The organism is Mycobacterium paraense (assembly GCF_002101815.1).
GTDB classification, from domain to species: Bacteria; Actinomycetota; Actinomycetes; order Mycobacteriales; family Mycobacteriaceae; genus Mycobacterium; species Mycobacterium paraense.
Genome location: NZ_LQPM01000024.1, coordinates 87,318 through 112,198, shown reverse-complemented (window position 1 = coordinate 112,198; position 24,881 = coordinate 87,318). Strand labels below are relative to the sequence as shown.

The following is a 24,881-nucleotide window of genomic DNA, read 5'->3' as shown; positions in this document are numbered from 1 at the left end:
TTAGCGCCGGCTCCGAATCGTCAGGCGGCCCTACTCAACGGACAGCAGGGCGCGGGCCCGGTCGGTGTCGTCGGCCATCGCGGCGACGAGGCCTTTGATGGTGTCGAACTTGCGCTGCCCGCGGATGCGCGCGACGAAGTCCAGCGCCACGTGCTGCCCGTACAGGTCGGCGCTGGTGTCCAGGACGAAGGCCTCGACGGTGCGGGTGCGCCCGGAGAAGGTCGGGTTGGTGCCGACGGACACCGCGGCCTGGTAGCGCTCCCCCGGCACGACGGTGCCGGCCACCGGCCCGTGCCCGAGCACGGTGAACCACGCCGCGTACACGCCGTCGGCCGGGATGGCCGAATACATCGGCGGCGCCACGTTGGCGGTGGGAAAGCCCAGCTCCATGCCCCGCCCCTCACCCCGGACGACGACGCCCTCGACGCGGTGCGGGCGGCCCAGCGCCTCGGTGGCCGCCACCATGTCGCCCGCGTCCACGCAGGAGCGGATGTAGGTGGACGAGAAGGTGACGGTCTCGTTGCTGTGGTGCTCGGACAGCAGCGACATCGACTCCACCGCGAATCCGAACCGCTCGCCGGCGCGGCGCAACGTCTCGACGTTGCCGGCCGCCTTCTTGCCGAACGTGAAGTTCTCCCCCACCACGACCTCCACCACGTGCAGGTTCTCCACCAGCAGCTCGTGGATGTAGCGCTCGGGCGTGAGCTTCATGAAGTCGCTGGTGAACGGCATCACCAGGAAGACGTCGATGCCCAGCTCCTCGACGAGCTCGGCGCGGCGGGTCAGGGTCGTGAGCTGCGCGGGGTGGCTGCCGGGATAGACGACTTCCATCGGGTGCGGGTCGAACGTCATCAGCACCGTAGGCACGTTGCGGGCGCGGGCGGCCTTCACCGCGTGCGCGATCAGCTCGGCGTGGCCGCGATGGACACCATCGAACACCCCGATGGTGACCACGCATCTGCCCCAGTCCGTGGGAATCTCGTCTTGGCCGCGCCACCGCTGCACGACCGCAAGCCTACGGCGCCGCACCGGGGCTTGGCGCGCCAGATCGGAGCGCGGCACGCCGAATCAGGTGTGGGTTGCCTAAACTTTCTGCTTGTGAGGGCTGACGACGAGCCTGGCGGTATCACCGCGGTCGGCCAGGACTACCTGAAGGTCATTTGGAATGCCCAGGAATGGTCCACCGACGGGTCCGCGCAGAAGGTCAGCACCAAGATGCTGGCCGACCGGATCGGGGTGTCGGCCAGCACCGCCTCGGAGTCGATCCGCAAGCTCGCCGAGCAGGGGCTGGTCGACCACGAGAAATACGGCGCGGTGACGCTGACCGAGGCCGGGCGGCGGGCGGCCCTCGAGGTGGTGCGCCGCCACCGGCTACTGGAGACCTTCCTGGTCAACGAGCTCGGCTACGGCTGGGACGAGGTGCACGACGAGGCCGAGGTGCTGGAGCACGCGGTGTCGGATCGCCTGGTCGCCCGCATCGACGCCAAGCTGGGGTATCCGCAGCGCGACCCGCACGGCGATCCCATCCCCGCCTCCGACGGGCAGGTGCCCACGCCGCCGGCGCGCCAGCTGTGGGCATGCGGCGACGGGGACACCGGGACGGTCGCCCGCATCTCCGATTCGGATCCGGAGATGCTGCGCTACTTCACCGACGTCGGCATCCACCTGGACTCGCGGCTGCGCGTGCTGACCCGCCGGGAATTCGCGGGCATGATCTCCGTCGCGATCGAAGCCGCCGACGGCGCCGAGTGCACCGTCGATCTGGGCAGCCCCGCCGCGCGCGCGATCTGGGTGGTCGCCTAGCCCTTCGCCGAACGTGCCGTCAGGGCGAGATTTTGGCCGATTTTTCGCCCTCAGGGCACGTTCGGCGCGCGCTCAGCCGCTCAGCAGACCCTTGGCGATGTGGGTGACCTGGACCTCGTTGCTGCCGGCGTAGATCATCAGCGACTTCGCGTCGCGGGCCAGCTGCTCGACGCGGTACTCGGCCATGTAGCCGTTGCCGCCGAACAGCTGCACGGCGTCCATCGCGACGTCGGTGGCCGCCTCCGAGGAGTACAGCTTGATCGCCGAGGCCTCGGCCAGCGTCAGCGGTTTGCCCGCCTGCTGCCGCTCGATCGTCTGGAACACCATGTTCTGCACGTTCATTCGCGCGATTTCCATCTTCGCCAGCTTGAGCTGGATCAGCTGGAACTGCCCGATGTTCTTGCCCCACAGGGTGCGGGTCTTGGCGTAATCCACGCACAGCCGGTGGCATTCGTCGATGATGCCGAGCGCCATCATCGCGATCCCGATCCGCTCGGCGGCGAAATTGTCGCGGGCGCTGTCGCGGCCGTCGCCGCCGGCCCGCTGGTTCTCGCCGAGCAGCCGGTCGGGGGTCAGCCGCACGTTGTCGAAGAACAACTCGCCCGTCGGCGAGGACATCATGCCCATCTTCTTGAACGGCTTGCCCTGCGTGAGGCCCGGCATGCCGGCGTCCAGCACGAAGATCAGCACCGGCCGGTTGCGCTTGTCCGCCGCCGAGCCACCAGAAACAGGCGAGTCCAGCTTGGCGTACACCACCAGGACGTCGGCGTAGGGCCCGTTGGTGATGAACGTCTTCTGCCCGTTGAGGATGTAGGCCCCGTCTCCGTCGCCGGAGCGCCGGACTGAGGTCTTCATGCCGCCGAACGCGTCCGAGCCGGAGTCGGGCTCGGTGATCGCCCACGCCGCGATCTTCTTCAGCGTCATCAGGTCCGGCAGCCAGCGTTCCTTCTGGGCCAGCGTGCCGCGGCTCATGATGGTCGCCGCGCCCAGGCCGATGCTGACCGACGCGGTGCTGAGCAACCCGATGCTCACGCGGGAGAGCTCGGACACCAGCACCGCCATCATCGACGCCTGGGCGCCGAAACCGCTTGCGCCGTCGCCCTTTTCGTCGGGCGCCTCACCGGCTAGCTTGGCGCGCTCGCGTTCCAGCATCGACTTGACCGACTCGGCGGCCATCGCGTCGAGGCCGAACTGGCTGAACAGCTTGCGCGCGATCGGATAGGGCGACAGCGCGCCCGTCTCCAGCTCATCGAGGTGCGGGCGGATCTCCTTGTCGACGAACTGGCGGACGGCGTCCCGGACCATCAGGTCCGTCTCGGACCATTCGTACATCGCGCCCTTAGCGTTCGGCGCGCTGATACGCGGTGACGACGGCGGCGCCGCCCAGCCCGATGTTGTGCTGCAGCGCGGCGGTCACGTTGTCGACCTGCCGCTTGTCGGCGGTGCCGCGCAGCTGCCAGGTCAGCTCTGCGCACTGCGCCAGCCCCGTCGCGCCCAGCGGGTGCCCCTTGGAGATCAGCCCGCCGGACGGGTTGACCACCCAGCGGCCACCGTAGGTGGTGTCGCCGTTGTCGACCAGCTTCGGCGCCTCACCCGGGCCGCACAGGCCGAGGGCCTCGTAGAGCAGCAGCTCGTTGGCCGAGAAGCAGTCGTGCAGCTCGATCACCTGGAAGTCCTCGGGGCCCAGCCCGGACTGGTCGTAAACCTGCTGGGCGGCTTGGACATTCATGTCGTAGCCGATGAGGTTCTTGGCGCTGCCGTCGAACGTCGAGGCGAAGTCGGTGGTCATCGCCTGACCGACGATCTCCACCGCCTGACCGGCCAGGCCGTGGCTGTCGACGAAGCTCTCCGAGGCCACGATCGCGGCGCCCGACCCGTCCGACGTCGGCGAGCACTGCAGCTTGGTCAGCGGGTCGGAGATCATCCGCGACGCGAGGATGTCGTCGAGCGTGTAGGACTCCTGGAACTGCGCGAACGGGTTGTTGGTGGAGTGCTTGTGGTTCTTGTAGCCGATCTTGGCGAAATGCTCTGCGGTGGTGCCGTATTGGCGCATGTGCTCGCGGCCGGCCGCGCCGAACATCCACGGCGCGACGGGCATCGCGAACTCGTCGATCTCGGCCATCGCCTTGACGTGCTTGCCCATCGGCGACTCGCGGTCCTGGGCGCCGCCGGACAGCGCGCCCGGTTGCATCTTCTCGAAACCGAGCGCGATGGCGCAGTCGGCGAGCCCGCCGCGAACGGCCTGCGCGGCCAGGAACAGCGCCGTCGAGCCGGTCGAGCAGTTGTTGTTGACGTTGACGATCGGAATGCCGGTCATGCCCAGCTCGTAGAGGGCCCGCTGCCCGGACGTCGAGTCGCCGGCGACGTAGCCGACGTAGCCCTGCTGCACCTCGCGGTAGTCGATGCCGGCGTCGGTCAGCGCGTTGGTGCCCGACTCCCGCGCCATGTCCGGGTAGTCCCAGCCCTCGCGGCGGCCCGGCTTCTCGAATTTCGTCATGCCGACGCCGACGACGTAAACCTTGTTGGACATAGCGCGCCTTCCGCAGATGTGGGGCGAGTTGACACCCGTCTGGTCGGGAGCTTAGCCGGGCGAACGTGGTCGCTGGAACCCCCGTCGCCGCCGGGGCGCCCGACGTCACGCGGGGTCGACGAAGACCGGGTCCTCCCCCGACATTCCGGCGACCACGGCGGCAAGCTGATTGGGCTTGCCGATCAGCCCGACTTGCAGCTCGGATTCGCGTTTGAGGGCGGCCGCGGCGTCGTTGCTGAGCCACGTCTCGTCGTAGAGGCGCTTGGCCGCGCGAACGGCATCGGGAGATTTCCGCGCGATCTCGTCCGCGAGTTCCTTCGCGGAGGCCAGCGGATCGTCGCAGGTTCGCGTGACCAGTCCGAGCGCCAAGGCCTCGCTGCCTGCCACGATGCGGCCGGTGAAGGTCAGCTCCTTGGCAACGTCGATGGGGACGAGTCGCGGCAGTGTCTGCGTGATGCCCATGTCGGGAACCAGCCCCCACTTGACTTCCATGATGGACAGCTTCGCGTCCGGTGCGGCGATCCGGATGTCGGCGCCCAGCGCGATCTGCAGGCCGCCGCCGAAGCAGTTGCCGTGGATCGCCGCGATGACCGGCGCCGGCACCAGAGACCAGTCGTAGGCCACCCGTTGCGCAAAGTTGGCCACCCGGTCGCCGTCGCGTTCCAGCAGAACCCCGGTGCCGCCCTGCCCGGACATGAAGCTGGCGACGTCCAGGCCCGAGCAGAAGCTCTTCCCCTCGCCGTGCAGCACGACCGCGCGAACCGAGTTGTCTTCTGCCAGTTGGCCTGCCGCATTCATCAAGCCCTCGAACATGGCTTGGTCAAGCGCATTGTGCTTGTCGGTGCGCACCATCGTCACCGTGGCGACGCCACCGTCCCCGACGCGCACCCGAACCCTGTCTTCGCTCACTCGTACGAACCTACCGCGACAGCGTCGAGGGACTGGGCCGGATTGCCCGACTCCTCCTCAGTCCGTCCCGGACTGCATCGTCGCCGGACGAATCACCACGACCGACTTGGTCCGCGCACCCTCGTCGCGCAGCAGCGCGATCACCCGGCCGTCGGCGCCGGCGGCGGCGTAAATTCCGTCGATCCCGGCCGCCGGCAGCGCCCGGCCGTTGCTCGCCGCCTCGGCCTGTTCGGCGGACAGGTCGCGGCGCGCGAACAGCAGCAGGCACGCCTCGTCCAGCGACCAGGTCAGCGCCGGCCGTTCGGCCAGCTCCTCCAGCGGGCGCGCTTGATCCAGCCCGAAGCGCCCGACGCGGGTGCGCCGCAACGCGGTCAGGTGCCCCCCGACGCCCAGCGCGGCGCCGAGATCGCGGGCCAGCGCGCGGATGTAGGTCCCCGACGAGCAGTCGACCTCGACGTCGAGATCGACGACCTCGCCCTCGCGGCGCGCGGCCAGCACCTCGAACCGGTCGATGCGCACCGGCCGGGCCGCCAGCTCGACGGCCTGACCCTCGCGGGCCAGCCGGTAGGCGCGCCGGCCGTCCACCTTGATCGCGCTGACCGCCGACGGCACCTGTTCGATGTCGCCGCGCAGCCCGCCGACGGCGGCGGCGATCGCCTCTCCCGTCAGGTGTCCGGCCGGAACCGATTGCAGCACTTCGCCTTCGGCGTCCTCGGTGGACGTGGTCTGACCCAGGCGGATGGTGGCGGCATACGACTTCGACGCCGCGGTCAGCAGGCCGAGGATCTTGGTGGCCCGGTCGACGCCGATCACCAGCACGCCGGTGGCCATCGGGTCCAGCGTCCCGGCGTGCCCCACGCGGCGGGTGGCGAAGATGCGGCGGCACCGCCCCACCACGTCGTGGCTGGTCATTCCGGCCGGCTTGTCGACGATGACTAGCCCAGGGACGTTGCCCGGCCGGGTCATAGGACGATGGCGGTCAGCACCAGCCCGCGCTCGACCGACCAACGGCCCCGCAGCGACGTCAGCGGCGGACCCGACAGCGCCTCCCCGTCGATCAAGATCTTGGAGACGAACACCCCGGAGGTGCGCCCGCCGGGCGGGTCGAGGTCGAACACGATGTGGGCGTCCTCGAAACCCAGCCAGCGCTTGGTCAGCGGGAACCAGGCCTTGTAGGTCGCCTCCTTGGCGCAGAACAGGATCCGGTCCCAGTGCAGGCCCTCGGGCAGCGCGCCGATCTCGTGGCGCTCCTCCTCCAGCGCGATGGCGCCCAGCACGCCGTCGGGCAGCACGTCGTGCGGTTCGGCGTCGATGCCCACCGACCGCACCGCGCCGGCGCGGCCCACCACCGCGCCGCGATAGCCGGTGCAGTGGGTCAGGCTGCCGACCACGCCGTCGGGCCAGCAGGGTTCGCCCTTGTCGCCCTTGAGGATCGGCACCGCCGGCAGGCCGAGCTCGCCCATCGCGATGCGGGCGCAGTGCCGCACGGTGATGAACTCGTTGCGCCGCTTGGCGACCGACTTGGCGATCAGCGGCTCCTCTTCGGGCAGCGGCGTCAGGCCCGGCGGGTCGGAATACACCTCCGCATACGCGAGGTCGTCGGACCCCGAAGAGAGCAGGGCGTCGGGCAGCACCGACGACACGAGCATGCGGCCCGTCATCGGGATTGCCGCTGGCGCACTCGTTCCCGGAACTGCACGGCCTGCTTGCGCATCTCGGGGGTGATCACGAAGTGGCCGCCGAAGTCGTTGAGATAGCCGGGCGCGTACTGGGGATCCGGCAGCACCTGGCGCAACCAGCTGTACGGCTTTCGGCGCCGCCACTCCCGCGGGTAGCCGACCGACACCTCCTCGAAGCGCACGTCGTCGTACCAGGTGGTGCGCGGGATGTGCAGGTGCCCGTACACCGAGCAGATGGCGTTGTACCGGGTGTGCCAGTCGGCGGTCTTGGTGGTTCCGCACCACAGGGAGAATTCCGGGTAGAACAGCGCGTCGCAGGGGTCGCGCACCAGCGGGAAGTGGTTCACCAGGACCGTCGGCGTCATCCAGTCGAGTTCCTCGAGGCGCGCGCGGGTGCTGGCGAGCCGTTCCCGGCACCAGGCCTCACGGGTGGCGTAGGGCTCGGAGGAGAGCAGGAACTCGTCGGTGGCCACCACGTTGCGCTCCCGCGCGATGGCCAGGCCCTCCGCTTTGCTCGTCGCGCCCTCCGGCAAGAAGGTGTAGTCGTACAGCAGGAACATCGGCACGATCGTGGCCGGGCCGCCGCGTTCGGTCCACACCGGGAACGGGTGCTCCGGGGTGATGACGCCCAGCTCGTCGCACATGTTGACCAGGTAGTCGTAGCGGGCCTTGCCGAAGATCTGCATGGGGTCGCGGTTGGTGGTCCACAGCTCGTGGTTGCCGGGCACCCAGATGACCTTGGCGAAGCGCCGCCGCAGCAGGTCAAGCGCCCAGCGGATCTCGTCGGTGCGTTCGGCGACGTCGCCGGCGACGATCAGCCAGTCCTCCGGCGAGGACGGATGCAGCGACTCGGTGACCGGCTTGTTGCCGAGGTGGCCGGTGTGCAGGTCGGAGACCGCCCACAGCGTCGGCTGCGCCCCGTTCGTCGATTCCGATGTCACCACGACTAACCAGCCTAACGACCCGCTCCGCCGGGCCGGTTTTACGCCGGGGCCTTGCTTGCCGGATTAGAACGTGTTCTCTTTTCACTGTGACGCCGCGAACCCGACTTGTACACTCCCGGCAAGGACGGCCGAGGCCTGACCGGGGCGGGGGGAGGAGATATCAGTGTTCGCCAATCTGCGTCTGATCTCCGCGCTGGGCGCGCTGGCCACGGCGGTGGCCGTGGGCTGGCAGTGCGCGCCGCCCGGGCCGAGCGGCGGTGGGCCCGTCGAGCTGCGGTCGACCGCCCAGCCGATGGAGACCACCATGAAGAGCCCCATCGTGGCCACCACCGACCCGCGTCCGTTCGACGCGTGCGAGGACATTCCGCTCGACGTCCTGCAGCGGCTCGGGCTGGCGTTCACGCCGCCCGAACACGAGGACGGGCTGCGCTGCCACTTCGACGCGGGCAACTATCAGTTGGCGGTCGAGCCCATCATCTGGCGGACCTACGAGCAGTCGCTGCCGCCCGACGCCGTCGAAACGACGATCGCCGGCCACCGGGCCGCCCAGTACTGGGTGATGAAGCCGACCTACCACAACAGCTTCTGGTTCTTCTCCTGCATGGTGGCCTTCAAGACCAGCTACGGCGTCCTGCAGCAGGCGCTGTACTTCTCGGCGGTCTACTCCAACCCCGAGGTGGAATGCATGTCCACCAATGTGCAGCGCGCCAACGACCTCGCGCCGTATTACAAGTTTTAACGCGGCGAAGACCCTAGCCTGGGGGTCGTGGCTACCACCTCCACCCGTCCCGCGCAACGCGCGCCGAGCCCGCTGAGCCGCGTCGGAGACGCCGCCCTGGGCCGCGTGCTGGGCCTGCCCCGGGCGACCACCGATTACACCGTGCACCGCGTCGACGTGCCGATGCGCGACGGCGTGCGCCTGGCCGCCGACCACTACGCGCCCACCACGCCGAGCCCCGTCGGGACCTTGCTGGTCCGGGCGCCGTACGGCCGGGCCTTCCCGTTCTCGCTGGCCTACGCCCGGCTGTACGCCGCGCGCGGCTACCACGTGGTGCTGCAGAGCGTGCGCGGCACGTTCGGCTCGGGCGGGGACTTCGAGCCGATGGTCAACGAGGCCGCCGACGGCGCCGACACGGCCGCGTGGCTGCGCGAGCAGCCGTGGTTCACCGGCCGCTTCGCCACCGTCGGGGTGTCGTACCTGGGCTTCACGCAGTGGGCGCTGCTGCAGGATCCCCCGCCGGAGCTGGCCGCGGCCGTCATCACCGCGGGCCCGCACGACTTCAACGCCTCGGTGTGGGGGACGGGTTCGTTCGCCATCAACGACTTCCTGGGGTGGAGCGACCTGGTGTCCCACCAGGAGGACCCGGAGCGCCTCCGGTCGGCGCTGCGCCAGCTGCAGGCCCGGCGCAAGGTGGCGGAGGCCGCCGGCGCACTGCCGCTGGGCGCCGCGGCCCGAGCGCTGCTCGGCGCCGGCGCGCCGTGGTTCGAATCGTGGGTCGAACACCGCGACGCCGACGACGCGTTCTGGGACTCGCTGCGGTGCCGCGAGGCGCTGGACCGGACCCGGGTGCCGGTGCTGCTCATCGGCGGCTGGCAGGACATCTTCGTGCGGCAGACGCTGCAGCAGTACGCGCACCTGCGCGGCCGGGGCGTCGACGTCGCGCTGACGATGGGCCCCTGGACGCACACCCAGCTGCTCGGCAAGGCGCTGCCCCTCAGCGCGCGGGAAACGCTGGACTGGCTGAACGCCCACCTGGGCGGCGAGCCCCTGCGCCGGCCCAGCAGGGTGCACGCGTACGTCACCGGCGCGGACGGGGGCCAAGCCTGGCGCCACCTGCCCGACTGGCCGCCGGCCACCACCGAACGGGCGCTGTACCTGCGGCCCGGCGGCCACCTGGGCGAGACCGCACCCACGGGCCTGAAGAGACCGGCGCCGGCGACATTTCGCTACGACCCCACCGACCCGACGCCCACCACCGGCGGACCGCTGCTGTCCACGAACGGGGGCTACCGCGACGACAGCAGCCTCGCCCAGCGCGACGACGTGCTCGCCTTCACCAGCCTCACCCTCACCCAGGACCTGTACGCGTACGGGAACCCGGTGATCGAGCTGGCGCACAGCTCCGACAATCCCCACGTCGACCTGTTCGTCCGGGTGAGCGAGGTCGACACCAAGGGCCGGTCCCGCAACGTGAGCGACGGCTACCGGCGGCTCAGCGGCAAGACGAAGACCGTCCGGATCGAACTGGACGGGATCGCCCACCGGTTCCGCGCGGGGTCACGCATCCGGGTCCTCATCGCGGGCAGCTGGTTCCCCCGCTACGCGCGCAACCTCGGCACCGACGAACCGGTGCTGACCGGCCGGCAGTCCACGCCGGCCACCCACGCCGTGCACTACGGCCGTTCCCGGCTGCTGCTTCCCGTCGGGCCCGGCGACCCGTCAGCCGACCGCGTCGCGGACCCGGCGGGCCACCCGGTCTAGCGCGGCCTCGTCGCAGACCGGCGCGGCCGGCCGCGCGTCGGCCGGCGCCAGCGGGAGCCGCACCCAGCTGGTGCAGCCGGCGTACTCCGGGCTCCGCGGGATCCGCACCGGCTCGGCCAGCGGAATCACCGACACCACCAGCACGGCCAGCTTGTGCTTGGGCCGGAAGTCGAGCCGGTCCTCGCGCACCGACGCGGCGGTCCAGATGTGCAGGTCCTCGAGCGCCGGGAGGCCATCCGGCCGGTTGACCTCCTGCGCCGCAACGACTTTCGCGGCGGCCCGGACCACCAGCCACTCGTCGGTGCTGTCGGCGGCCCCGGCGGCCAGCAGGTCGCGATGCTCGGGCCGGACCCGCTCGGCGTGGCTGTGGGCGACCGTCGGGAACAGCAGGAACTCCCGCGCCGCCAGCTCGAAGCGCTTCTCCCCGATGCCGCCCTTGCGCAGCAGCACGCGCTGCCGGCCGTCGAGCAGCGCGTGCACCACCGCGCCCCACTCCTTGAGCGCGGGCATGGTCGCGGTGAGCGTCATGTGGCGCCCGCCAGGCGGGCCACCACCTCGGGCCGGCGCAGCGGCGGGACGGTCTTGGGCGGCTGGCGCCGCGGCGGCAGGGCGGCCAGCAAGCGCGTCGTCGTCTCGGTGACCTCGGCGATCGCGGCCTCGAACGCCTCGACGTTCGCCGCCGACGGATGGGTGATGCCGCTGACCTTGCGCACATACTGGCGCGCGGCCGCCGCGATCTCCTCCGGCGTGGCCGCCGGCTGCAGTCCGCGCAGTTCGGTGATGTTCCGGCACATGGGATCCACGATAAGCGTGGCGGCCGCTCGTCACACCCGCCACAGGCGTCTCCGCCGGAAGCGATCGTGCTCGTGCCCACCTCACAGCGACAAAAGCCGCCGACGGCCCGGGTTGTCGCTCTGAGGCGGGCACGTCGGGTGCCACCCGGCGGACGGCACCCTGTGGCCGGTGTGGCGACAACCGGCCACCCTCTACGGTGAACACATGACCGACGACATCCTGCTGATCGACACCGACGAGCGGGTGCGCACCCTGACCCTGAACCGGCCCCAGGCGCGCAACGCGCTGTCGTCGGCGCTGCGGGACCGGTTCTTCGGCGCGCTGACGGAGGCGGAGACCGACGACGGCGTCGACGTCGTCATCGTCACCGGCGCCGACCCGGTGTTCTGCGCGGGGCTGGACCTCAAGGAGCTGGGCGGCGAGTCGGCGCTCCCGGACATCTCGCCGCGCTGGCCACCGCTGACCAAGCCGGTGATCGGCGCGATCAACGGCGCCGCGGTCACCGGCGGGCTGGAGCTGGCCCTGTACTGCGACGTCCTGATCGCCTCCGAGCAGGCCCGCTTCGCCGACACGCACGCCCGGGTGGGGCTGCTGCCCACCTGGGGGCTGAGCGTGCGGTTGCCGCAGAAGGTGGGCATCGGCCTGGCCCGGCGGATGAGCCTCACCGGCGACTACCTGTCCGCCGCCGACGCCCTGCGCGCCGGGCTGGTGACCGAGGTGGTGCCGCACGACCGGCTGATGGCCACGGCCCGCGAGGTCGCGGCCTCCATCGTCGGCAACAACCAGAACGCGGTGCGGGCGTTGCTGGCGTCCTATCACCGCATCGACGACTCGCAGACCAGCGCGGGGCTGTGGATGGAGGCGATGGCGGCCAGGCAGTTCCGGACCAGCGGCGACGACATCGCCGCCAACCGCGACGCCGTCCTGCAACGCGGCCGGGCCCAGGTGCGTTAGGAGGCGGCGATGCGCGGCAACACCCTGCGGGCCCTCGGGGGCCTGACCCTGGCGGCATCCGCGTTGGCCTCGGCGCCGGTGGCCGCGGCGGCGCCCCCGCCGGGATTCCCCGACCTGAACAGGTTCATCGCCGTCCCCGCGGACGGCTATGCCACGCCGCCCCGCCCGGGCGGTGCCCCACGGATCAGTTTCTCGGTCACGCCGACCCTGGTGTGCGACTTCTACGGCGGCCCGGCGCCCGTGCCGCAACCGTCACAGGACATCAAGTGCAACGGCGACATGCCCGGAATGGACGACGTGCCGTTCCCCGGCGGGGGCCACCCGAAGCCCGGCGACTGCGTCGTGGGCTCCGCGAGCTTCAAGGGGCCCGGCTACGAGCTGACCCGCATGACCTACGGCGGGTGCGACGGCAACCCGCCGGCGCTGCCGTCCGGCGCCAAGCCCCTGGCCCCGGGCGCGAAGTTGTCGTACCTCAACGTGACCTGCGCGGTGGACGCCGACAACCTCGTCGCCTGCCTGGACACCACCAGCGGGGACCACGGCTTCGTGCTGCAACGGTCGGGAAGCTGGGCGTTCTAGCCCGCTCGGATCAGCCGAGCGCCGCCCGCAGCGACGCCACCGCGTCGTCGATCGAGCCGTCGGTCGAGTAGCCGGCGGCCAGCCGGTGACCCCCACCGCCGAACTGCGACGCGACCGCCGCCAGATCCACGTCGGCCTTGGCCCGCATCGACACCGACCACCGCTGCGGGTCGACCTCCTTGAAGACGGCCGCCACCTCCGCCTGCTGCGTGGTCCGCACGATGTCGACGATGCTTTCGACTTCCTCCGGGCGCGACTCGACCCAGTCCCGGTGCCCGACGACGGCGTAGACCAGCCCGCGACCGCCGACCGCGTCGGGCAGCAGCTGCGCCGACGCCAGCACCCGCGACAGCAGCGGCAGCCACCCGAACGGGTGCGTGTCCATCAGCGTCCGGCTGATGGCGGCGTTGTCGACACCGACCTCGACCAACCGGGCCGCCAGCCGCAACGCGCGGGCGCTGGCCCAGCGGAACGATCCGGTGTCGGTCGTCAGCCCGGCGTAAATGCAGTGCGCCACATCCACATCGATCGGCTTGCCCCAGGCGTCGAGGATGTCGGCGATCATCATCGTGGTCGAGTCCGCCGCCACGTCGATGAAGTTGGCGCTGCCGAACATCTCGTTGGAGGCGTGGTGGTCGATGACCAGGACCCGCCGGCCGGGACCGGCCAGGTCGCTCAGCTCCCCCAGCCGCTTGACGCTCGGAACGTCAACGGTCACAACCAAATCCACGTCGCGGCTCATGCCTGCGGAGCTGACCAGCAGGTGGCAGCCCGGCAGCGACGCCAGCGATTCCGGCAGCGTCGCCGGCGCGGCGAAGCCGACCTCGACGCGCTTGCCGCACTTGTCCAGCACCAGGGCCAGCGCCAGCCCCGCGCCGATGGTGTCGGCGTCGGGGTGCACGTGGGCGACCACCGCGATCGTCGCGGCGCCCGACAGCAGCTCGACGGCGCCGCGGGCGTCGACGCGCGCGTCGGAGCCCGCCAAGTCAGTCTTCGGGTCGATCGCCGTCACCGGTGTCCCTCACACGATATGGATCGGCTTCACCGGCCGGCTTGGCGCCGGAACGGACGCGCTCCAGGTCGGCGTCCGCGGCGCGGGCGCGCTCCAGCAACTCGTCCATTCGCTGCACACTGTCGGCGGTGGTGTCCCGGCTGAACGTCAGCGTCGGCGTGAAGCGCACCCCGGTGCCGGCCCCGACCATGGTGCGCAGCGCGCCCTTGGCCCGCTCCAGCGCGGCCGCGGCGGCGGCGTAGTCGGGCTCGTCGTCGAGCGTGCGACCCATCACCGTGTAGAACACGGTCGCGTCGTGCAGGTCGGCGGTCACCTTCGCGTCGACGATGGTGACCCCGTCCAGCCCCGGATCCTTGATCTCGAACTCGATCGCCGAGGCGACGATCGTGAAGATCCGCTTGGCCAACCGTCGCGCGCGGGCGGGGTCGGCCATTAGGCGCGCTCCTTCTGGACCAGCTCGTAGGACTCGATGATGTCGCCTTCCTTGATGTCGGAGTAGCCCAGCGTCATACCGCATTCGAAGCCCTCGCGGACCTCGGTGACATCGTCCTTCTCCCGCCGCAGCGACGTGATCGAGAGGTTGTCGGCCACCACGATGTTGTCCCGCAGCAGCCGGGCCTTCGCGTTGCGGCGCACCACGCCCGAGCTGATCATGCAGCCGGCGATGATGCCGACCTTCGAGGACCGGAAGATCGCCCGGATCTCGGCGCGACCCAGCTGGTTCTCCTCGTAGATCGGCTTGAGCATGCCGCGCAGGGCCTTCTCGATCTCGTCGATCGCCTGGTAGATCACCGAGTAGTAGCGGATCTCCACGCCCTCGCGGTTGGCCAGCTCGGTGGCCTTGCCCTCGGCCCGCACGTTGAAGCCGATGATGATCGCGTCCGAGGCCGACGCCAGGTTGACGTTGGTCTCGGTGATGCCACCGACGCCGCGGTCGATGACGCGCAGCGCGACCTCGTCGTCGACCTGGATGCCCATCAGGGCCTCCTCCAGCGCCTCGACCGTACCGGCGTTGTCGCCCTTGAGGATCAGGTTCAGCTGGCTGGTTTCCTTCAGCGCCGAGTCCAGGTCCTCCAGACTGATCCGCTTGCGGCTGCGCGCCGCCAGGGCGTTGCGCTTGCGGGCGCTGCGCCGGTCGGCGATCTGCCGCGCGATGCGGTCCTCGTCGACCACCAGGAAGTTGTCACCGGCGCCGGGCACCGACGTGAACCCGATGACCTGCACCGGCCGCGACGGCAGCGCCTCCTCGACGTCCTCGCCGTGCTCGTCGACCATGCGCCGGACGCGACCGTAGGCGTCGCCGGCGACCACCGAGTCGCCGACCCGCAGCGTGCCGCGCTGCACCAGCACGGTGGCCACCGGCCCGCGACCGCGGTCCAGGTGCGCCTCGATCGCCACACCCTGGGCCTCCATGTCCGGGTTGGCGCGCAGGTCCAGGGCGGCGTCGGCGGTCAGCAGCACCGCCTCCTCCAGCGCCTCGATGTTGGTGCCCACCTTCGCCGAGATGTCCACGAACATGGTGTCGCCACCGAATTCCTCTGGCACCAGACCGAATTCGGTGAGCTGGCCGCGGATCTTCTGCGGGTCGGCGCCCTCCTTGTCGATCTTGTTGACGGCCACCACGATCGGCACATCGGCCGCCTGCGCGTGGTTGATGGCCTCCACCGTCTGCGGCATCACGCCGTCGTCGGCGGCGACCACCAGGATCGCGATGTCGGTGGCCTTGGCGCCGCGGGCACGCATGGCGGTGAACGCCTCGTGACCCGGGGTGTCGATGAAGGTGATCAGCCGCTCGGTGCCGTCCAGGTCGACGGCGACCTGGTAGGCGCCGATGTGCTGGGTGATGCCGCCGGCCTCGGCCTCGCGCACGCTGGCGTTCCGGATGGTGTCCAGCAGTCGCGTCTTACCGTGGTCGACGTGACCCATGACGGTCACCACCGGCGGGCGGGTCTGCAGGTCCTCCTCGCCGCCCTCGTCCTCGCCGTAGGTCAGGTCGAAGGATTCGAGCAGCTCGCGGTCCTCGTCCTCCGGGCTGACGACCTGCACGACGTAGTTCATCTCGCTGCCCAGCAGCTCGAGCGTCTCGTCGCCGACCGACTGCGTGGCCGTCACCATCTCGCCGAGGTTGAACAGCGCCTGCACCAGCGAGGCCGGGTTGGCGTCGATCTTCTCGGCGAAGTCGGACAGCGACGCGCCGCGGGCCAGCCGGATCGTCTCGCCGTTGCCGTGCGGCAACCGCACGCCACCGACGACCGGGGCCTGCATGTTCTCGTATTCGGCGCGCTTCGCCCGCTTGGACTTGCGGCCGCGCCGCGGCGCACCGCCGGGACGGCCGAACGCGCCGGCGGCACCGCCGCGCTGGCCGGGACGGCCGCCACCGCCGCCGCCACCGCCGGGACGGCCGCGGAAACCGCCGCCACCGCCGGGGGGTGCGCCGACTCCGCCGCCACCGCCGCGGTAATTGCCGCCGCCGCCGTCGGAGCGGCCGCCGGGACCGCCCGGCCGGGCACCGCCGGGCCGGGGGGCGCCGGGCCGCGGCGGGCGGCCCTGGCCGGCGGCGCCACCGGGTCGGGGCGGCATGCTGCCGGGCGAGGCGCCCGGGCGCGGTCCACCCGGCCGGGGCGCCCCGGGGCGGGGCGCCGGCGGACGGGGAATGGGACGGTCGACCGGTTGGGCCGACGAGAAGGGGTTGTTGCCGACGCGCGGGGTGCGGACCCCCGGCTTCGGCATCGGGCCGGGACGCGGGCCCGGCATGCCCGGCTGCGGCGCCGGCTGGCCGCCCGGTTGCCCGGGGGCCGGCGCCGCGGGCTGGCCGGGCTGCGGGCGCGCGGGTGCCGGTGGCGCGGCGGACGCGGCCGGCGCGTCGGCGGTTGCGGCCGGGGCGCCCTGCGCGGCGGCCGCCACCCCGCCGGCGGCGGGCTTGGCGGGCGCGGCGGTCGCTTCGCCGTTCCCGGCGGGCTTGCTGATCGCCTTGTCGAGCGCCTTGTCGAGCGACTTGTCCGGGCCCTTGGCGGGCGCCTTCGCGGCGGGCTTGCCGCCCCCGAAGGACTCGCGCAGCCGGCGAGCGACCGGCGCCTCTACCGTCGACGATGCGGATTTGACGAATTCGCCCTGTTCATTCAGCCGGGCGAGGACTTCCTTGCTGGTAACACCGAGTTCCTTAGCCAACTCGTGTACGCGGGCCTTACCTGCCACTACATCTCCTGTCTATGAGGCGACAGCAGTGGGCCGCGCCTCGGGTTTAGCTATGAAGCATTGTCATCGGGACTTCACGGTGTGCTCATGTTCTTTGCTGCCTCTTCTGTTGCCGGGCGAGTCGTGCGCTCCAAGTGCTCGACCACCGCGGAGGTGTCCAATGGACCGGTGATGCGCAACGCTTTGGTGAAAGCCCGCCGCCGAATCGCCTGTTGCACGCACTGTGGCACGGGATGCAGCCATGCACCCCGCCCCGGCAGGCTACTCCTGTCGTCAACGATCGCGGCATACTCGCCGTTCCCCGTCGACACAGCCACCACTCGAAGCAGTTCGGCGGCCAGCTCTCGCTTTCGGCACCCCACACACGTCCGCACCGGACCATCAGTGCTTCTGTGCGCCAAGACCGAAGGCTCGCGCTGGATCACGGCTCAGTCTAGCGTCCCTTGACCGGAGGTCAGAACCGCCCGAAGCCGCGCCTAGCGGTCGTGCGCCACCGGGTGGCCGGCGCCGTGTTCGGGCTGGCTCTCGGCGTGGCCCGGGGAATCCCCGCGGATGTCGATGCGCCACCCGGTCAGCCGCGCCGCGAGCCGGGCGTTCTGGCCCTCCTTGCCGATGGCCAGCGACAACTGAAAGTCGGGCACCACCACGCGGGCGGCCCGCCCGGTCTGGTCGATGACCGACACGGACACCACCTTGGCCGGTGACAGCGCGTTGGCGACGAAGCGGGCCGGGTCCTCGTCGTAGTCGATGATGTCGATCTTCTCCCCGGACAGCTCGCTCATCACGTTGCGGACCCGCTGACCCATCGGGCCGATGCAGGCGCCCTTGGCGTTCAGGCCGGGAACGTTCGAGCGCACCGCGATCTTGGAGCGATGGCCGGCCTCGCGGGCCACCGCCACGATCTCCACCGATCCGTCGGCGATTTCGGGGACTTCCAGCGAGAACAGCTTGCGCACCAGGTTGGGGTGGGTGCGCGACAGCGTGATCAGCGGCTCGCGGGCCCCGCGCGTCACGCCGACGACGTAGCAGCGGATCCGGTTGCCGTGCTCGTAGCTTTCGCCGGGGACCTGCTCGGCGGCCGGGATGACGCCCTCGGACGCCTTCGTCTCGGTGCCCATCCGCACGACGACCAGCCCGCGCGCGTTGGCCCGGCTGTCGCGTTGGATGACGCCCGCGACGATCTCGCCCTCGCGGGTGGAGAACTCGCCGTAGGTCCGCTCGTTTTCGGCGTCCCGGAATCGCTGCAGCATGACCTGGCGCGCGGTCGTGGCGGCGATGCGGCCGAAACCCTCGGGGGTGTCGTCCCATTCGCTGATGACGTTGCCGTCCTCGTCGGTCTCGCACGCGATCACGCGCACGACGCCGGTCTTGCGGTCGATCTCGATGCGCGCGTCCATCTGGTGGCCCTGGGTGTGCCGGTAGGCGGTCAGCAGCGCGGATTTGATGGTCTCGACCAGCTCGTTGACCGAGATGCCCCGGTCCACCTCGATCGCGTGCAGCGCGGCCATGTCGATATTCATGCTCCGGCCTCCGTTCCATCGGGCCGACCCCTGACCACCCCCGCCAGCTCCAGCTCCGCGGGTGCCGGGGGCGAAAACTCAACTTGCACAACGGCTTTCACGATCTCGCCGAGCGGGATCTCGCGTACCGTCCAGTCCCTGCCCGCGCGGAGCACCACGGCGACGGTGTCGTCGCGGGTCTCGCCGACGCGGCCGGTCAGCTGCGATCCGTCCGCCAACGCGAGCTCGACCTTGCGGCCACGGGCGCGGCGGAAGTGCTTCGCGCTGGTCAGGGGGCGCTCCACACCGGGGGAACTCACCTCGAGCACGTAGCTGTCGGCCGCGTTGTCCAGGCCGTCCAGCAAAGCCGACGCCGACCGCGACAGGGTGGCCACCGTGTCGAGGTCCAAGGGGTCGTCGCCGTCGGCGATCACGGTGATCCGGGGCGGCCGCGCCCGGCCGTCGATGACCACGTCTTCGATTTCGTAACCGGCGCGCGCGAACTCACCGCCGAGTAGCTCGATCACCTGCGTCTGGGAAGGTAGCCCGGTGGTCACGGCGAGCTCCTCATCTTGAGTTGTCCGGTCATCGGTCGGAGGTCGCCACCCGGGTGGCTTCCGAGCGGCTTCCGCTCTGAGTCAGCTATCCACGATACGCCAGGAATCGCCGATGACGGCGTGATCGCCGCTCGGTCAAGATCCTCGGACCTGCCCTGCGGCGTGACCGGGCCCGCCGATGGCAGGATGTTGCTGTGCCTAGCGCAGTACCCGTCACCAACAGGCGGGGCGTGCTCGCCGGTGTCGCGGCCCTCGCTGCGTTCGGGGTGGTCGGATCCGCCTGCGGTGAGTCCCCGCCCAAGCCGCCCACCGTCGAGAACCTCCTGGGGCCGTTGGACCAGGCCCGCAAGGACAGCGCCCTCGCCGGGGCCGCCGCCGCGGCCGTCGGCGTCGCGCCGCAGATCGCGGCCGCGCTGACCGTGGTCGCCACCCAACGCGCCGCGCACGCCCGCGCGCTGTCCACCGAGATCGCGCGGGCCGCGGGCAAGCTCACGTCCTCGTCGAGCGAGACGACGCCGCCCAGCACCAGCCAGGCCGAGCCGGGCCCGCCACCGCCCCCGCCGCCGGTGTCCGACGTGATCAATTCGCTGCGCGCGTCGGCCGAGAGCGCCGGGCGCCTGGTGACGACCGAGTCGGGCTACCGGTCCGGCCTGCTGGCCTCGATCGCGGCGTCGTGCACGGCCTCCTACCAGGTGGCGCTGGTGCCCGGGGGGCCCTCGATATGACATCCGGCCCGATATGACGTCCGGAAAGGACGCCGACAACGCCGCGCTGTGCGACGCGCTGGCCGTCGAGCACTCGACGATCTACGGCTACGGCATCGTGTCCGCGCTGACGCCCCCAAGCGTCAACGGCATGGTGGTGGAGGCGCTGACCCAGCATCGGCAGCGCCGCGACGACACCATCGCCATGCTGGCCGCGCGCAAGGTCAACGCGCCGGTCGCGGCGCCCGGCTACCAGTTGCCGCTGATGGTGGGCAGCGCGGCGGACGCGGTGCGGCTGGCGGCGCGGATGGAGAACGACGGCGCGACGGCGTGGCGCGCGGTCATCGAGCACGCCGAGACGGCCGACGACCGGGCGTTCGCGTCGACGGCCCTGATCCAGAGCGCGGTGATGGCCGCCCGGTGGAACCGGGTGCTGGGCGCCTGGCCCATTACGACCGGATTCCCGGGCGGCAACGAGTAGGCCCGCTACCGGCCGCCGATCGCCGCGGCGATGTCGGTGGCCAGCGACTCACCCACCGTCAGCTCGCGGGTCTGCCCGTCGAACCGGTCGCGCAGTTCGACCACGCCGTCGGCCCAGCCGCGCCCCACGACGACGATCCACGGCACGCCCAGCAGCTCGGCGTCCTTGAACTTCACCCCGGGCGACGCCTGGCGGTCGTCGAGCAGCACCTCGACGCCCAGCCGGTCCAGGTCGGCGGCCAGCGCGGTCGCCCCGGTGCGGGCCTCGGCGTCCTTGTTGGCGATCACCAGGTGCACGTCGAACGGCGCGACGGCCGGGGGCCAGCGCAGGCCGAGCTCGTCGTGGTGCTGCTCGGCGATGACGGCCACCATCCGTGACACCCCGAGGCCGTAGGAGCCCATGGTCAGCCGCACCGGCTTGCCGTCCTCGCCGAGGACGTCGACGGTGAAGGCGTCCGTGTACTTGCGGCCGAGCTGGAAGATGTGGCCGATCTCGATGCCGCGGGCCGACACCAGCGGGCCGGCGCCGTCCGGGGAGGGGTCGCCGTCGCGCACCTCGGCGGCCTCGATGGTGCCGTCGGCGGTGAAATCCCGGCCGGCCACCAGCCCGACGACGTGCCGGCCGGGCTCGTCGGCCCCGGTGATCCAGCTGGTGCCGTCGACCACCCGCGGGTCGACGAGATAGCGAACACCGTTGTCGCGCAACGCTTTCGGGCCGATATAGCCCTTCACCAGGAACGGATGCCTGGCGAAGTCGGCGTCGTCGAGCAGCGCATATTCGGCCGGCTCCAGCGCCGCGCCCAGCCTCTTGTCGTCGACCTCGCGGTCGCCGGGCACCCCGATGGCCAACAGCTCCCACTCCCCGCCGGGCTGGCGCACCTTGAGCAGGACGTTCTTCAGTGTGTCGGCCGCGGTGACGGTGCGGCCCAGGCCGGCCGTGTTCGCCCAGTCCACCAGGGTCGCGATGGTGGGGGTGTCGCCGGTGTCGTGCACCACCGCCTCGGGCTGCCCGTCGATCGGGAGCGCCTCCGGGGGGGCGGTGACGACCGCCTCGACGTTGGCCGCGTACCCGGACTCCAGGCAGCGCACGAAGGTGTCCTCGCCCACCTCGCTTTCGGCCAGGAACTCCTCCGACGCGCTGCCGCCCATCGCGCCCGACACCGCGGACACGATGACGTAGCGCACCCGCAGCCGGTCGAAGATGCGCTGATAGGCCTCCCGGTGCGCGTGATAGGCGGCCTTGAGCCCGGCGTCGTCGATGTCGAACGAGTAGGAGTCCTTCATCAGGAACTCCCGCACGCGCAGGATGCCGGCCCGCGGCCGCGCCTCGTCGCGGTACTTGTTCTGGATCTGGAACAGCAGCAGCGGAAAGTCCTTGTAGGAGCTGTATTCGCCCTTCACGGTCAGCGCGAAGAGCTCCTCGTGGGTGGGGCCCAGCAGGTAGTCGTTGCCGCGGCGGTCCTGCAGCCGAAACACCCCGTCGCCGTACTCGGTCCACCGGTTGGTGGTTTCGTACGGGGCCCGCGGCAGCAGGGCCGGGAACAGGATCTCTTGCCCGCCAATCGCGTTCATCTCGTCGCGCACGATCCGCTCGATCTTGCGCAGCACCCGCAGGCCCAGGGGCAGCCAGCTGTACAGCCCGGGCGCGACCGGCCGGACGTACCCGGCCCGGATGAGGAGTTTGTGGCTGGGCACTTCGGCGTCGGCGGGGTCGTCGCGCAGGGTGCGCAGGAACAGCTCGGACATCCGGGTGATCACAGCGGGCAAGCCTAGCCTGACGACGATGCGGGCAAGTCAGCGCAACCGAAAGTGCAACTAGCGACACATTTCCCGAGTACGGGCGCCGGCAGTTGCACTCTCGCGACGAATGGCGGAGCTACAGCTCGCCGGCGTCGATCGCGTCCTTGACCTCTTGCGCGTGGGCGACCTGCTCCGGGGTGTAGCCGATCAGCAGCGCCGCGGCGCCGACGATGACGGCCACGCCGGCCACCCACAACAGGCCGTAAGTGTAGCCGTGGTCCAGCGCACCCAATTGGGCGTCGGTCATGAACTTGACCGGGCCGGTGGTGCCGCCCAGGTACAGCGTGCGGGAGGTGATCACGGCCTGGATGACGGCGAGCACCAGCGGCCCGCCCAGGCTCTGCAGCATCAGCGCGATGGCCGACACCGGGCCGATCTGGTCGAAACCGACGCCGGCGATCGCCGAGAGGGTCAGCGGGACCACGCAAATGCCGATCCCGATGCCGCCGACGATGACGGGCACCACCAGGTTCGGGAAGTAGGGCACGCCCCGGTGCATGAACGCCCAGCCGGAGATCATCGCCCAGAACAGCAGCAGTCCGCCGCCGATCGTCAGCACCCGCGGCGAGAACCGCGACACCAGCTGCGACGACACCCCGAGGCCGATCCCCATCGCGATGACGAACGGGATGAACCCGACGCCGGCGCGCAGCGCGCTGTAGCCGAGGATGTCCTGCACGTACAGGCCGATGCACACGGTCAGGCTGAACATGAGCCCGCCGGCCAAGAAGATCGCGGTGAACGTCACCAGCCGGTTGCGGTCGCGGAACAGGCCGAACGGGACGACCGGGTTCTCGGCGCTGCGCTCCACCACGACGAAGGCCAGGGCGGCCGCCAGAGCCACCGCGCCCGAGCCGATGGTGGTGATCGAGACCCAGCCCCTTTCCGGACCCATCGAAAAGGCGAACACCGCGGCAGTGCACGCCAGCGTGGCCAGCAGCGCGCCGGTGGCGTCGAGCTTCATCCGCTCCCGGTTGGTTTCCCGCAGGGCGGTGCGGGCCAGGTAGATCATCACCAGCCCGATCGGCACGTTGACCAAAAACGCCAGCCGCCAGGACACCTCGGTCAGCGCCCCGCCGACCACCAGGCCCATCACCGAGCCGACGGCGGTCATCGCGGCGAACACGGCCGTCGCGGCGTTGCGCGCGGGCCCCTTCGGGAAGGTGGTCGCCACCAGCGCCAGGCCGGTGGGCGACGCGATGGCCGACCCGATGCCCTGCAGCAGCCGGGCGATGACCATGGTCGCCTCGTCCCAGGCGACCGCGCACAACACGGAGGAGATGGTGAACAGCGCGACGCCGACGATGAAGGTGCGCTTGCGCCCGATGGTGTCGCCGAGGCGCCCGCCGAGCAGCATCAGCCCGCCGAAGGTCAGCACGTAGGCGGTGATGACCCAGCTCCGGCCGGCGTCGGACAGGCTCAGCTCGTTCTGGATCTTAGGAAGCGCGACGATCGCGACGGTGCTGTCCATGGTCGCCAGCAGCTGCATGCCGCCGATGGCGATCACGGCCGCGATGAAGCGCCAGGACGGCAGCCACGCGGGGTAATACCTGCTAATCCGTGAGGAGGCGGTCTCCGCCGGCGTCGTTGCGCGCGCCGGGGCCGGACGATCGGGGCGTACGGATGCCAAGTTGTGCACCGCGCGCTCTGAGTCGTTGAGAGCCGTCATAATGGGTTACCTTACAGTAATCTTAAGATCCTTTTAAATGCCGAACGCCACTCAGGCCGACTACGGCCCCGATCACGATGATTGCGGGAGGTCGGATCCCCTCCGCGCGGACCTTCTCCGGCGTGTCGGCGAGGGTGGCCCGCAACGTGTGCTGAGCTGCCGTTGTGCCGTGCTGGACCACCAGCACCGGCGTATCCGCAGGTCGGCCCCCCTTCAACAGGACGTCGACGAAAAGCTCGATGCGTTCGACCGCCATCAGCAAAACGATGGTCCCCCTCATCGCGGCCAGTGCATCCCAATTTACTAACGATTCGGGGTGGCCCGGCGCCACATGCCCGCTGACCACCACGAATTCGTGATTTATCGCCCGATGCGTGACCGGGACGCCCGCCAGAGCGGGCACCCCTATGGCACTTGTCACACCGGGCACCACAGTCACCGGGATGCCCGCATCGGCGCACGCCAACACCTCCTCATACCCGCGCGCGAAGACGAACGGGTCCCCGCCCTTGAGGCGCACGACGAAGCTGCCCGAGCGGGCCCGCTCGATCATGACGTCGTTGATCGCGTCCTGGGCCATCGCCCGCCCGTATGGAATCTTGGCCGCGTCGATGACCTCCACGTGCGGCGGCAGCTCGGCGAGCAGCTCGGGCGGCGCGAGCCGGTCGGCGACGACGACGTCCGCCTGGGCGAGCAGGCGGCGGCCGCGCACCGTGATGAGCTCCGGGTCGCCGGGGCCGCCGCCGACCAGCGCCACCCCGCCGCGCACCACGTCGGCGCTCTCGGCCGTGATGACGCCTTGCTGCAGCGCCTCGCGGATGGCCGAGCGGATCGCCGCGGACCGCCGGTGCTCGCCCCCGGCCAGCACCCCGACCGACAGGCCGGCATAGCTGAAGGTCGCCGGGGTCACCGCGGTGCCCTCGACGGCGATGTCGGCCCGCACGCAGAAGATGCGGCGGCGTTCGGCCTCGGCGACGACGGCGGCGTTCACGTGCGGGTCGTCGGTGGCCGCGATGGCATACCAGGCCCCGTCGAGGTCGCCGTCGCGGTATTCGCGCACCGACAAGACGATTCCCTCCATCGCCTCGACGGCCGGGGTGGCGGACCGGGAGATGACGTGCACGTCGGCGCCGCTGGCGATCAGCAGCGGCAATCGGCGCTGTGCGACGGTCCCGCCGCCGACCACCACGACCTTCTTGCCGGCCAGCCGCAGTCCGGCCAGGTAGGCGTTCTCGGTCACCGGGCAAGCCTAGTGGCGACCGCCAGCGCGGCGGAGCCGGGCGCAACGGG

25 protein-coding genes are annotated in these 24,881 nt (G+C 70.9%); 7 read left to right on the top strand and 18 right to left on the bottom strand.

Annotated features, from left to right (window positions below):
• Positions 1-30: 30 nt before the first annotated feature.
• Positions 31-1,005 carry a bifunctional riboflavin kinase/FAD synthetase gene (locus AWB89_RS19130; RefSeq protein ID WP_085102745.1) on the bottom strand — a complete coding sequence of 325 codons (975 nt, stop codon included), beginning with the start codon at positions 1,003-1,005 and terminating at the stop codon, positions 31-33.
• 93 nt (positions 1,006-1,098) lie between these two features.
• Here AWB89_RS19130 and mntR point away from each other — a divergent pair, with 93 nt between their 5' ends.
• Entirely contained in the window at positions 1,099-1,803 is a 705-nt protein-coding gene (gene mntR, locus AWB89_RS19125; protein WP_085102743.1) for a manganese-binding transcriptional regulator MntR, read from the top strand.
• Positions 1,804-1,875: 72 nt separating this feature from the next.
• Here the strand turns inward: mntR and AWB89_RS19120 are convergent, their stop codons facing one another.
• The 6 genes from AWB89_RS19120 to AWB89_RS19095 form a co-directional block, all read right to left on the bottom strand.
• Entirely contained in the window at positions 1,876-3,135 is a 1,260-nt protein-coding gene (locus AWB89_RS19120; protein WP_085175806.1) for an acyl-CoA dehydrogenase family protein, read from the bottom strand.
• A gap of 7 nt (positions 3,136-3,142) precedes the next feature.
• Positions 3,143-4,333, bottom strand: coding sequence for a lipid-transfer protein (locus tag AWB89_RS19115; protein WP_085175804.1), 1,191 nt, complete (start codon positions 4,331-4,333; stop codon positions 3,143-3,145).
• A 105-nt stretch (positions 4,334-4,438) separates the two neighbouring features.
• On the bottom strand, positions 4,439-5,242 hold the full coding sequence (locus tag AWB89_RS19110) for a crotonase/enoyl-CoA hydratase family protein (RefSeq protein ID WP_085175802.1): 804 nt from the start codon (positions 5,240-5,242) through the stop codon (positions 4,439-4,441).
• Positions 5,243-5,299: 57 nt separating this feature from the next.
• Positions 5,300-6,208, bottom strand: a complete 909-nt coding sequence (gene truB / locus AWB89_RS19105; RefSeq protein ID WP_085175800.1) for a tRNA pseudouridine(55) synthase TruB — start codon at positions 6,206-6,208, stop codon at positions 5,300-5,302.
• Positions 6,205-6,903: a 4'-phosphopantetheinyl transferase PptT gene (gene pptT, locus AWB89_RS19100; protein ID WP_085175798.1), complete on the bottom strand. Its 699-nt coding sequence runs from the start codon at positions 6,901-6,903 to the stop codon at positions 6,205-6,207. The genes truB and pptT overlap by 4 nt, the downstream gene beginning before the upstream one ends.
• Positions 6,900-7,865: a metallophosphoesterase family protein gene (locus AWB89_RS19095; protein ID WP_085102731.1), complete on the bottom strand. Its 966-nt coding sequence runs from the start codon at positions 7,863-7,865 to the stop codon at positions 6,900-6,902. The genes pptT and AWB89_RS19095 overlap by 4 nt, the downstream gene beginning before the upstream one ends.
• 163 nt (positions 7,866-8,028) lie before the next feature.
• On the opposite strand from AWB89_RS19095, the gene AWB89_RS19090 reads away from it, so the two are divergent.
• Together AWB89_RS19090 and AWB89_RS19085 are read left to right on the top strand one after the other, a co-directional pair.
• On the top strand, positions 8,029-8,604 hold the full coding sequence (locus AWB89_RS19090) for a DUF3558 domain-containing protein (RefSeq protein WP_085175796.1): 576 nt from the start codon (positions 8,029-8,031) through the stop codon (positions 8,602-8,604).
• Positions 8,605-8,631: 27 nt separating this feature from the next.
• Positions 8,632-10,347 carry a CocE/NonD family hydrolase gene (locus AWB89_RS19085; RefSeq protein ID WP_085175794.1) on the top strand — a complete coding sequence of 572 codons (1,716 nt, stop codon included), beginning with the start codon at positions 8,632-8,634 and terminating at the stop codon, positions 10,345-10,347.
• Here AWB89_RS19085 and AWB89_RS19080 read toward each other — a convergent pair.
• Both AWB89_RS19080 and AWB89_RS19075 read right to left on the bottom strand, forming a co-directional pair.
• Positions 10,306-10,875 carry a DUF1802 family protein gene (locus AWB89_RS19080; protein WP_085175792.1) on the bottom strand — a complete coding sequence of 190 codons (570 nt, stop codon included), beginning with the start codon at positions 10,873-10,875 and terminating at the stop codon, positions 10,306-10,308. The genes AWB89_RS19085 and AWB89_RS19080 overlap by 42 nt on opposite strands.
• Entirely contained in the window at positions 10,872-11,141 is a 270-nt protein-coding gene (locus tag AWB89_RS19075; RefSeq protein WP_085175790.1) for a DUF2277 domain-containing protein, read from the bottom strand. The genes AWB89_RS19080 and AWB89_RS19075 overlap by 4 nt, the downstream gene beginning before the upstream one ends.
• A gap of 205 nt (positions 11,142-11,346) precedes the next feature.
• Between AWB89_RS19075 and AWB89_RS19070 the strand changes: the two genes are divergently transcribed.
• Both AWB89_RS19070 and AWB89_RS19065 read left to right on the top strand, forming a co-directional pair.
• Positions 11,347-12,096, top strand: a complete 750-nt coding sequence (locus AWB89_RS19070) for an enoyl-CoA hydratase (RefSeq protein ID WP_085102721.1) — start codon at positions 11,347-11,349, stop codon at positions 12,094-12,096.
• A 9-nt stretch (positions 12,097-12,105) separates the two neighbouring features.
• The gene (locus tag AWB89_RS19065) at positions 12,106-12,675 is read left to right on the top strand and encodes a hypothetical protein (RefSeq protein WP_085175788.1); all 570 of its coding nucleotides are present in this window, start codon (positions 12,106-12,108) and stop codon (positions 12,673-12,675) included.
• Between the two features lie 10 nt (positions 12,676-12,685).
• Here the strand turns inward: AWB89_RS19065 and AWB89_RS19060 are convergent, their stop codons facing one another.
• The 6 genes from AWB89_RS19060 to rimP all read right to left on the bottom strand — a co-directional run bounded on the left by AWB89_RS19060 (position 12,686) and on the right by rimP (position 18,938).
• Positions 12,686-13,687 carry a DHH family phosphoesterase gene (locus AWB89_RS19060; protein WP_085175786.1) on the bottom strand — a complete coding sequence of 334 codons (1,002 nt, stop codon included), beginning with the start codon at positions 13,685-13,687 and terminating at the stop codon, positions 12,686-12,688.
• Complete coding sequence (rbfA, locus tag AWB89_RS19055) at positions 13,662-14,120, bottom strand: 30S ribosome-binding factor RbfA (RefSeq protein ID WP_085102715.1); 459 nt, start codon at positions 14,118-14,120, stop codon at positions 13,662-13,664. Before rbfA ends, AWB89_RS19060 begins: the two co-directional genes overlap by 26 nt.
• On the bottom strand, positions 14,120-16,882 hold the full coding sequence (gene infB, locus AWB89_RS19050; protein ID WP_085175784.1) for a translation initiation factor IF-2: 2,763 nt from the start codon (positions 16,880-16,882) through the stop codon (positions 14,120-14,122). Before infB ends, rbfA begins: the two co-directional genes overlap by 1 nt.
• Positions 16,883-16,956: 74 nt before the next feature.
• Positions 16,957-17,193, bottom strand: coding sequence for a YlxR family protein (locus AWB89_RS19045; RefSeq protein WP_308206631.1), 237 nt, complete (start codon positions 17,191-17,193; stop codon positions 16,957-16,959).
• A 165-nt stretch (positions 17,194-17,358) separates the two neighbouring features.
• Entirely contained in the window at positions 17,359-18,402 is a 1,044-nt protein-coding gene (gene nusA / locus AWB89_RS19040) for a transcription termination factor NusA (protein WP_085102709.1), read from the bottom strand.
• Positions 18,399-18,938, bottom strand: a complete 540-nt coding sequence (gene rimP / locus AWB89_RS19035) for a ribosome maturation factor RimP (protein ID WP_085175782.1) — start codon at positions 18,936-18,938, stop codon at positions 18,399-18,401. Before rimP ends, nusA begins: the two co-directional genes overlap by 4 nt.
• A 194-nt stretch (positions 18,939-19,132) precedes the next feature.
• On the opposite strand from rimP, the gene AWB89_RS19030 reads away from it, so the two are divergent.
• Entirely contained in the window at positions 19,133-19,663 is a 531-nt protein-coding gene (locus tag AWB89_RS19030) for a hypothetical protein (RefSeq protein ID WP_085102705.1), read from the top strand.
• Between the two features lie 13 nt (positions 19,664-19,676).
• Positions 19,677-20,123 (top strand): ferritin-like domain-containing protein, encoded by a 447-nt coding sequence (locus AWB89_RS19025; protein ID WP_085102703.1) that lies wholly within the window; start codon positions 19,677-19,679, stop codon positions 20,121-20,123.
• 5 nt (positions 20,124-20,128) lie between these two features.
• Here the strand turns inward: AWB89_RS19025 and AWB89_RS19020 are convergent, their stop codons facing one another.
• The 3 genes from AWB89_RS19020 to cobA all read right to left on the bottom strand — a co-directional run bounded on the left by AWB89_RS19020 (position 20,129) and on the right by cobA (position 24,831).
• Positions 20,129-21,880 (bottom strand): proline--tRNA ligase, encoded by a 1,752-nt coding sequence (locus tag AWB89_RS19020; protein ID WP_085175780.1) that lies wholly within the window; start codon positions 21,878-21,880, stop codon positions 20,129-20,131.
• A 118-nt stretch (positions 21,881-21,998) separates the two neighbouring features.
• Complete coding sequence (locus tag AWB89_RS19015) at positions 21,999-23,591, bottom strand: MFS transporter (RefSeq protein ID WP_085102699.1); 1,593 nt, start codon at positions 23,589-23,591, stop codon at positions 21,999-22,001.
• A gap of 22 nt (positions 23,592-23,613) precedes the next feature.
• Positions 23,614-24,831: a uroporphyrinogen-III C-methyltransferase gene (gene cobA, locus AWB89_RS19010; protein WP_085175778.1), complete on the bottom strand. Its 1,218-nt coding sequence runs from the start codon at positions 24,829-24,831 to the stop codon at positions 23,614-23,616.
• Positions 24,832-24,881 lie beyond the last annotated feature (50 nt).

Bases quoted from the DNA above. Each gene is read 5' to 3' on its own strand.
- AWB89_RS19120 (WP_085175806.1), bottom strand. From the start codon at position 3,135: ATGTACGAATGGTCCGAGACGGACCTGATGGTCCGGGACGCCGTCCGC.
- AWB89_RS19115 (WP_085175804.1), bottom strand. From the start codon at position 4,333: ATGTCCAACAAGGTTTACGTCGTCGGCGTCGGCATGACGAAATTCGAG.
- truB (WP_085175800.1), bottom strand. From the start codon at position 6,208: ATGACCCGGCCGGGCAACGTCCCTGGGCTAGTCATCGTCGACAAGCCG.
- pptT (WP_085175798.1), bottom strand. From the start codon at position 6,903: ATGACGGGCCGCATGCTCGTGTCGTCGGTGCTGCCCGACGCCCTGCTC.
- AWB89_RS19080 (WP_085175792.1), bottom strand. From the start codon at position 10,875: ATGACGCTCACCGCGACCATGCCCGCGCTCAAGGAGTGGGGCGCGGTG.
- AWB89_RS19075 (WP_085175790.1), bottom strand. From the start codon at position 11,141: ATGTGCCGGAACATCACCGAACTGCGCGGACTGCAGCCGGCGGCCACG.
- AWB89_RS19070 (WP_085102721.1), top strand. From the start codon at position 11,347: ATGACCGACGACATCCTGCTGATCGACACCGACGAGCGGGTGCGCACC.
- AWB89_RS19065 (WP_085175788.1), top strand. From the start codon at position 12,106: ATGCGCGGCAACACCCTGCGGGCCCTCGGGGGCCTGACCCTGGCGGCA.
- rbfA (WP_085102715.1), bottom strand. From the start codon at position 14,120: ATGGCCGACCCCGCCCGCGCGCGACGGTTGGCCAAGCGGATCTTCACG.
- nusA (WP_085102709.1), bottom strand. From the start codon at position 18,402: ATGAATATCGACATGGCCGCGCTGCACGCGATCGAGGTGGACCGGGGC.
- AWB89_RS19025 (WP_085102703.1), top strand. From the start codon at position 19,677: ATGACGTCCGGAAAGGACGCCGACAACGCCGCGCTGTGCGACGCGCTG.
- AWB89_RS19015 (WP_085102699.1), bottom strand. From the start codon at position 23,591: ATGACGGCTCTCAACGACTCAGAGCGCGCGGTGCACAACTTGGCATCC.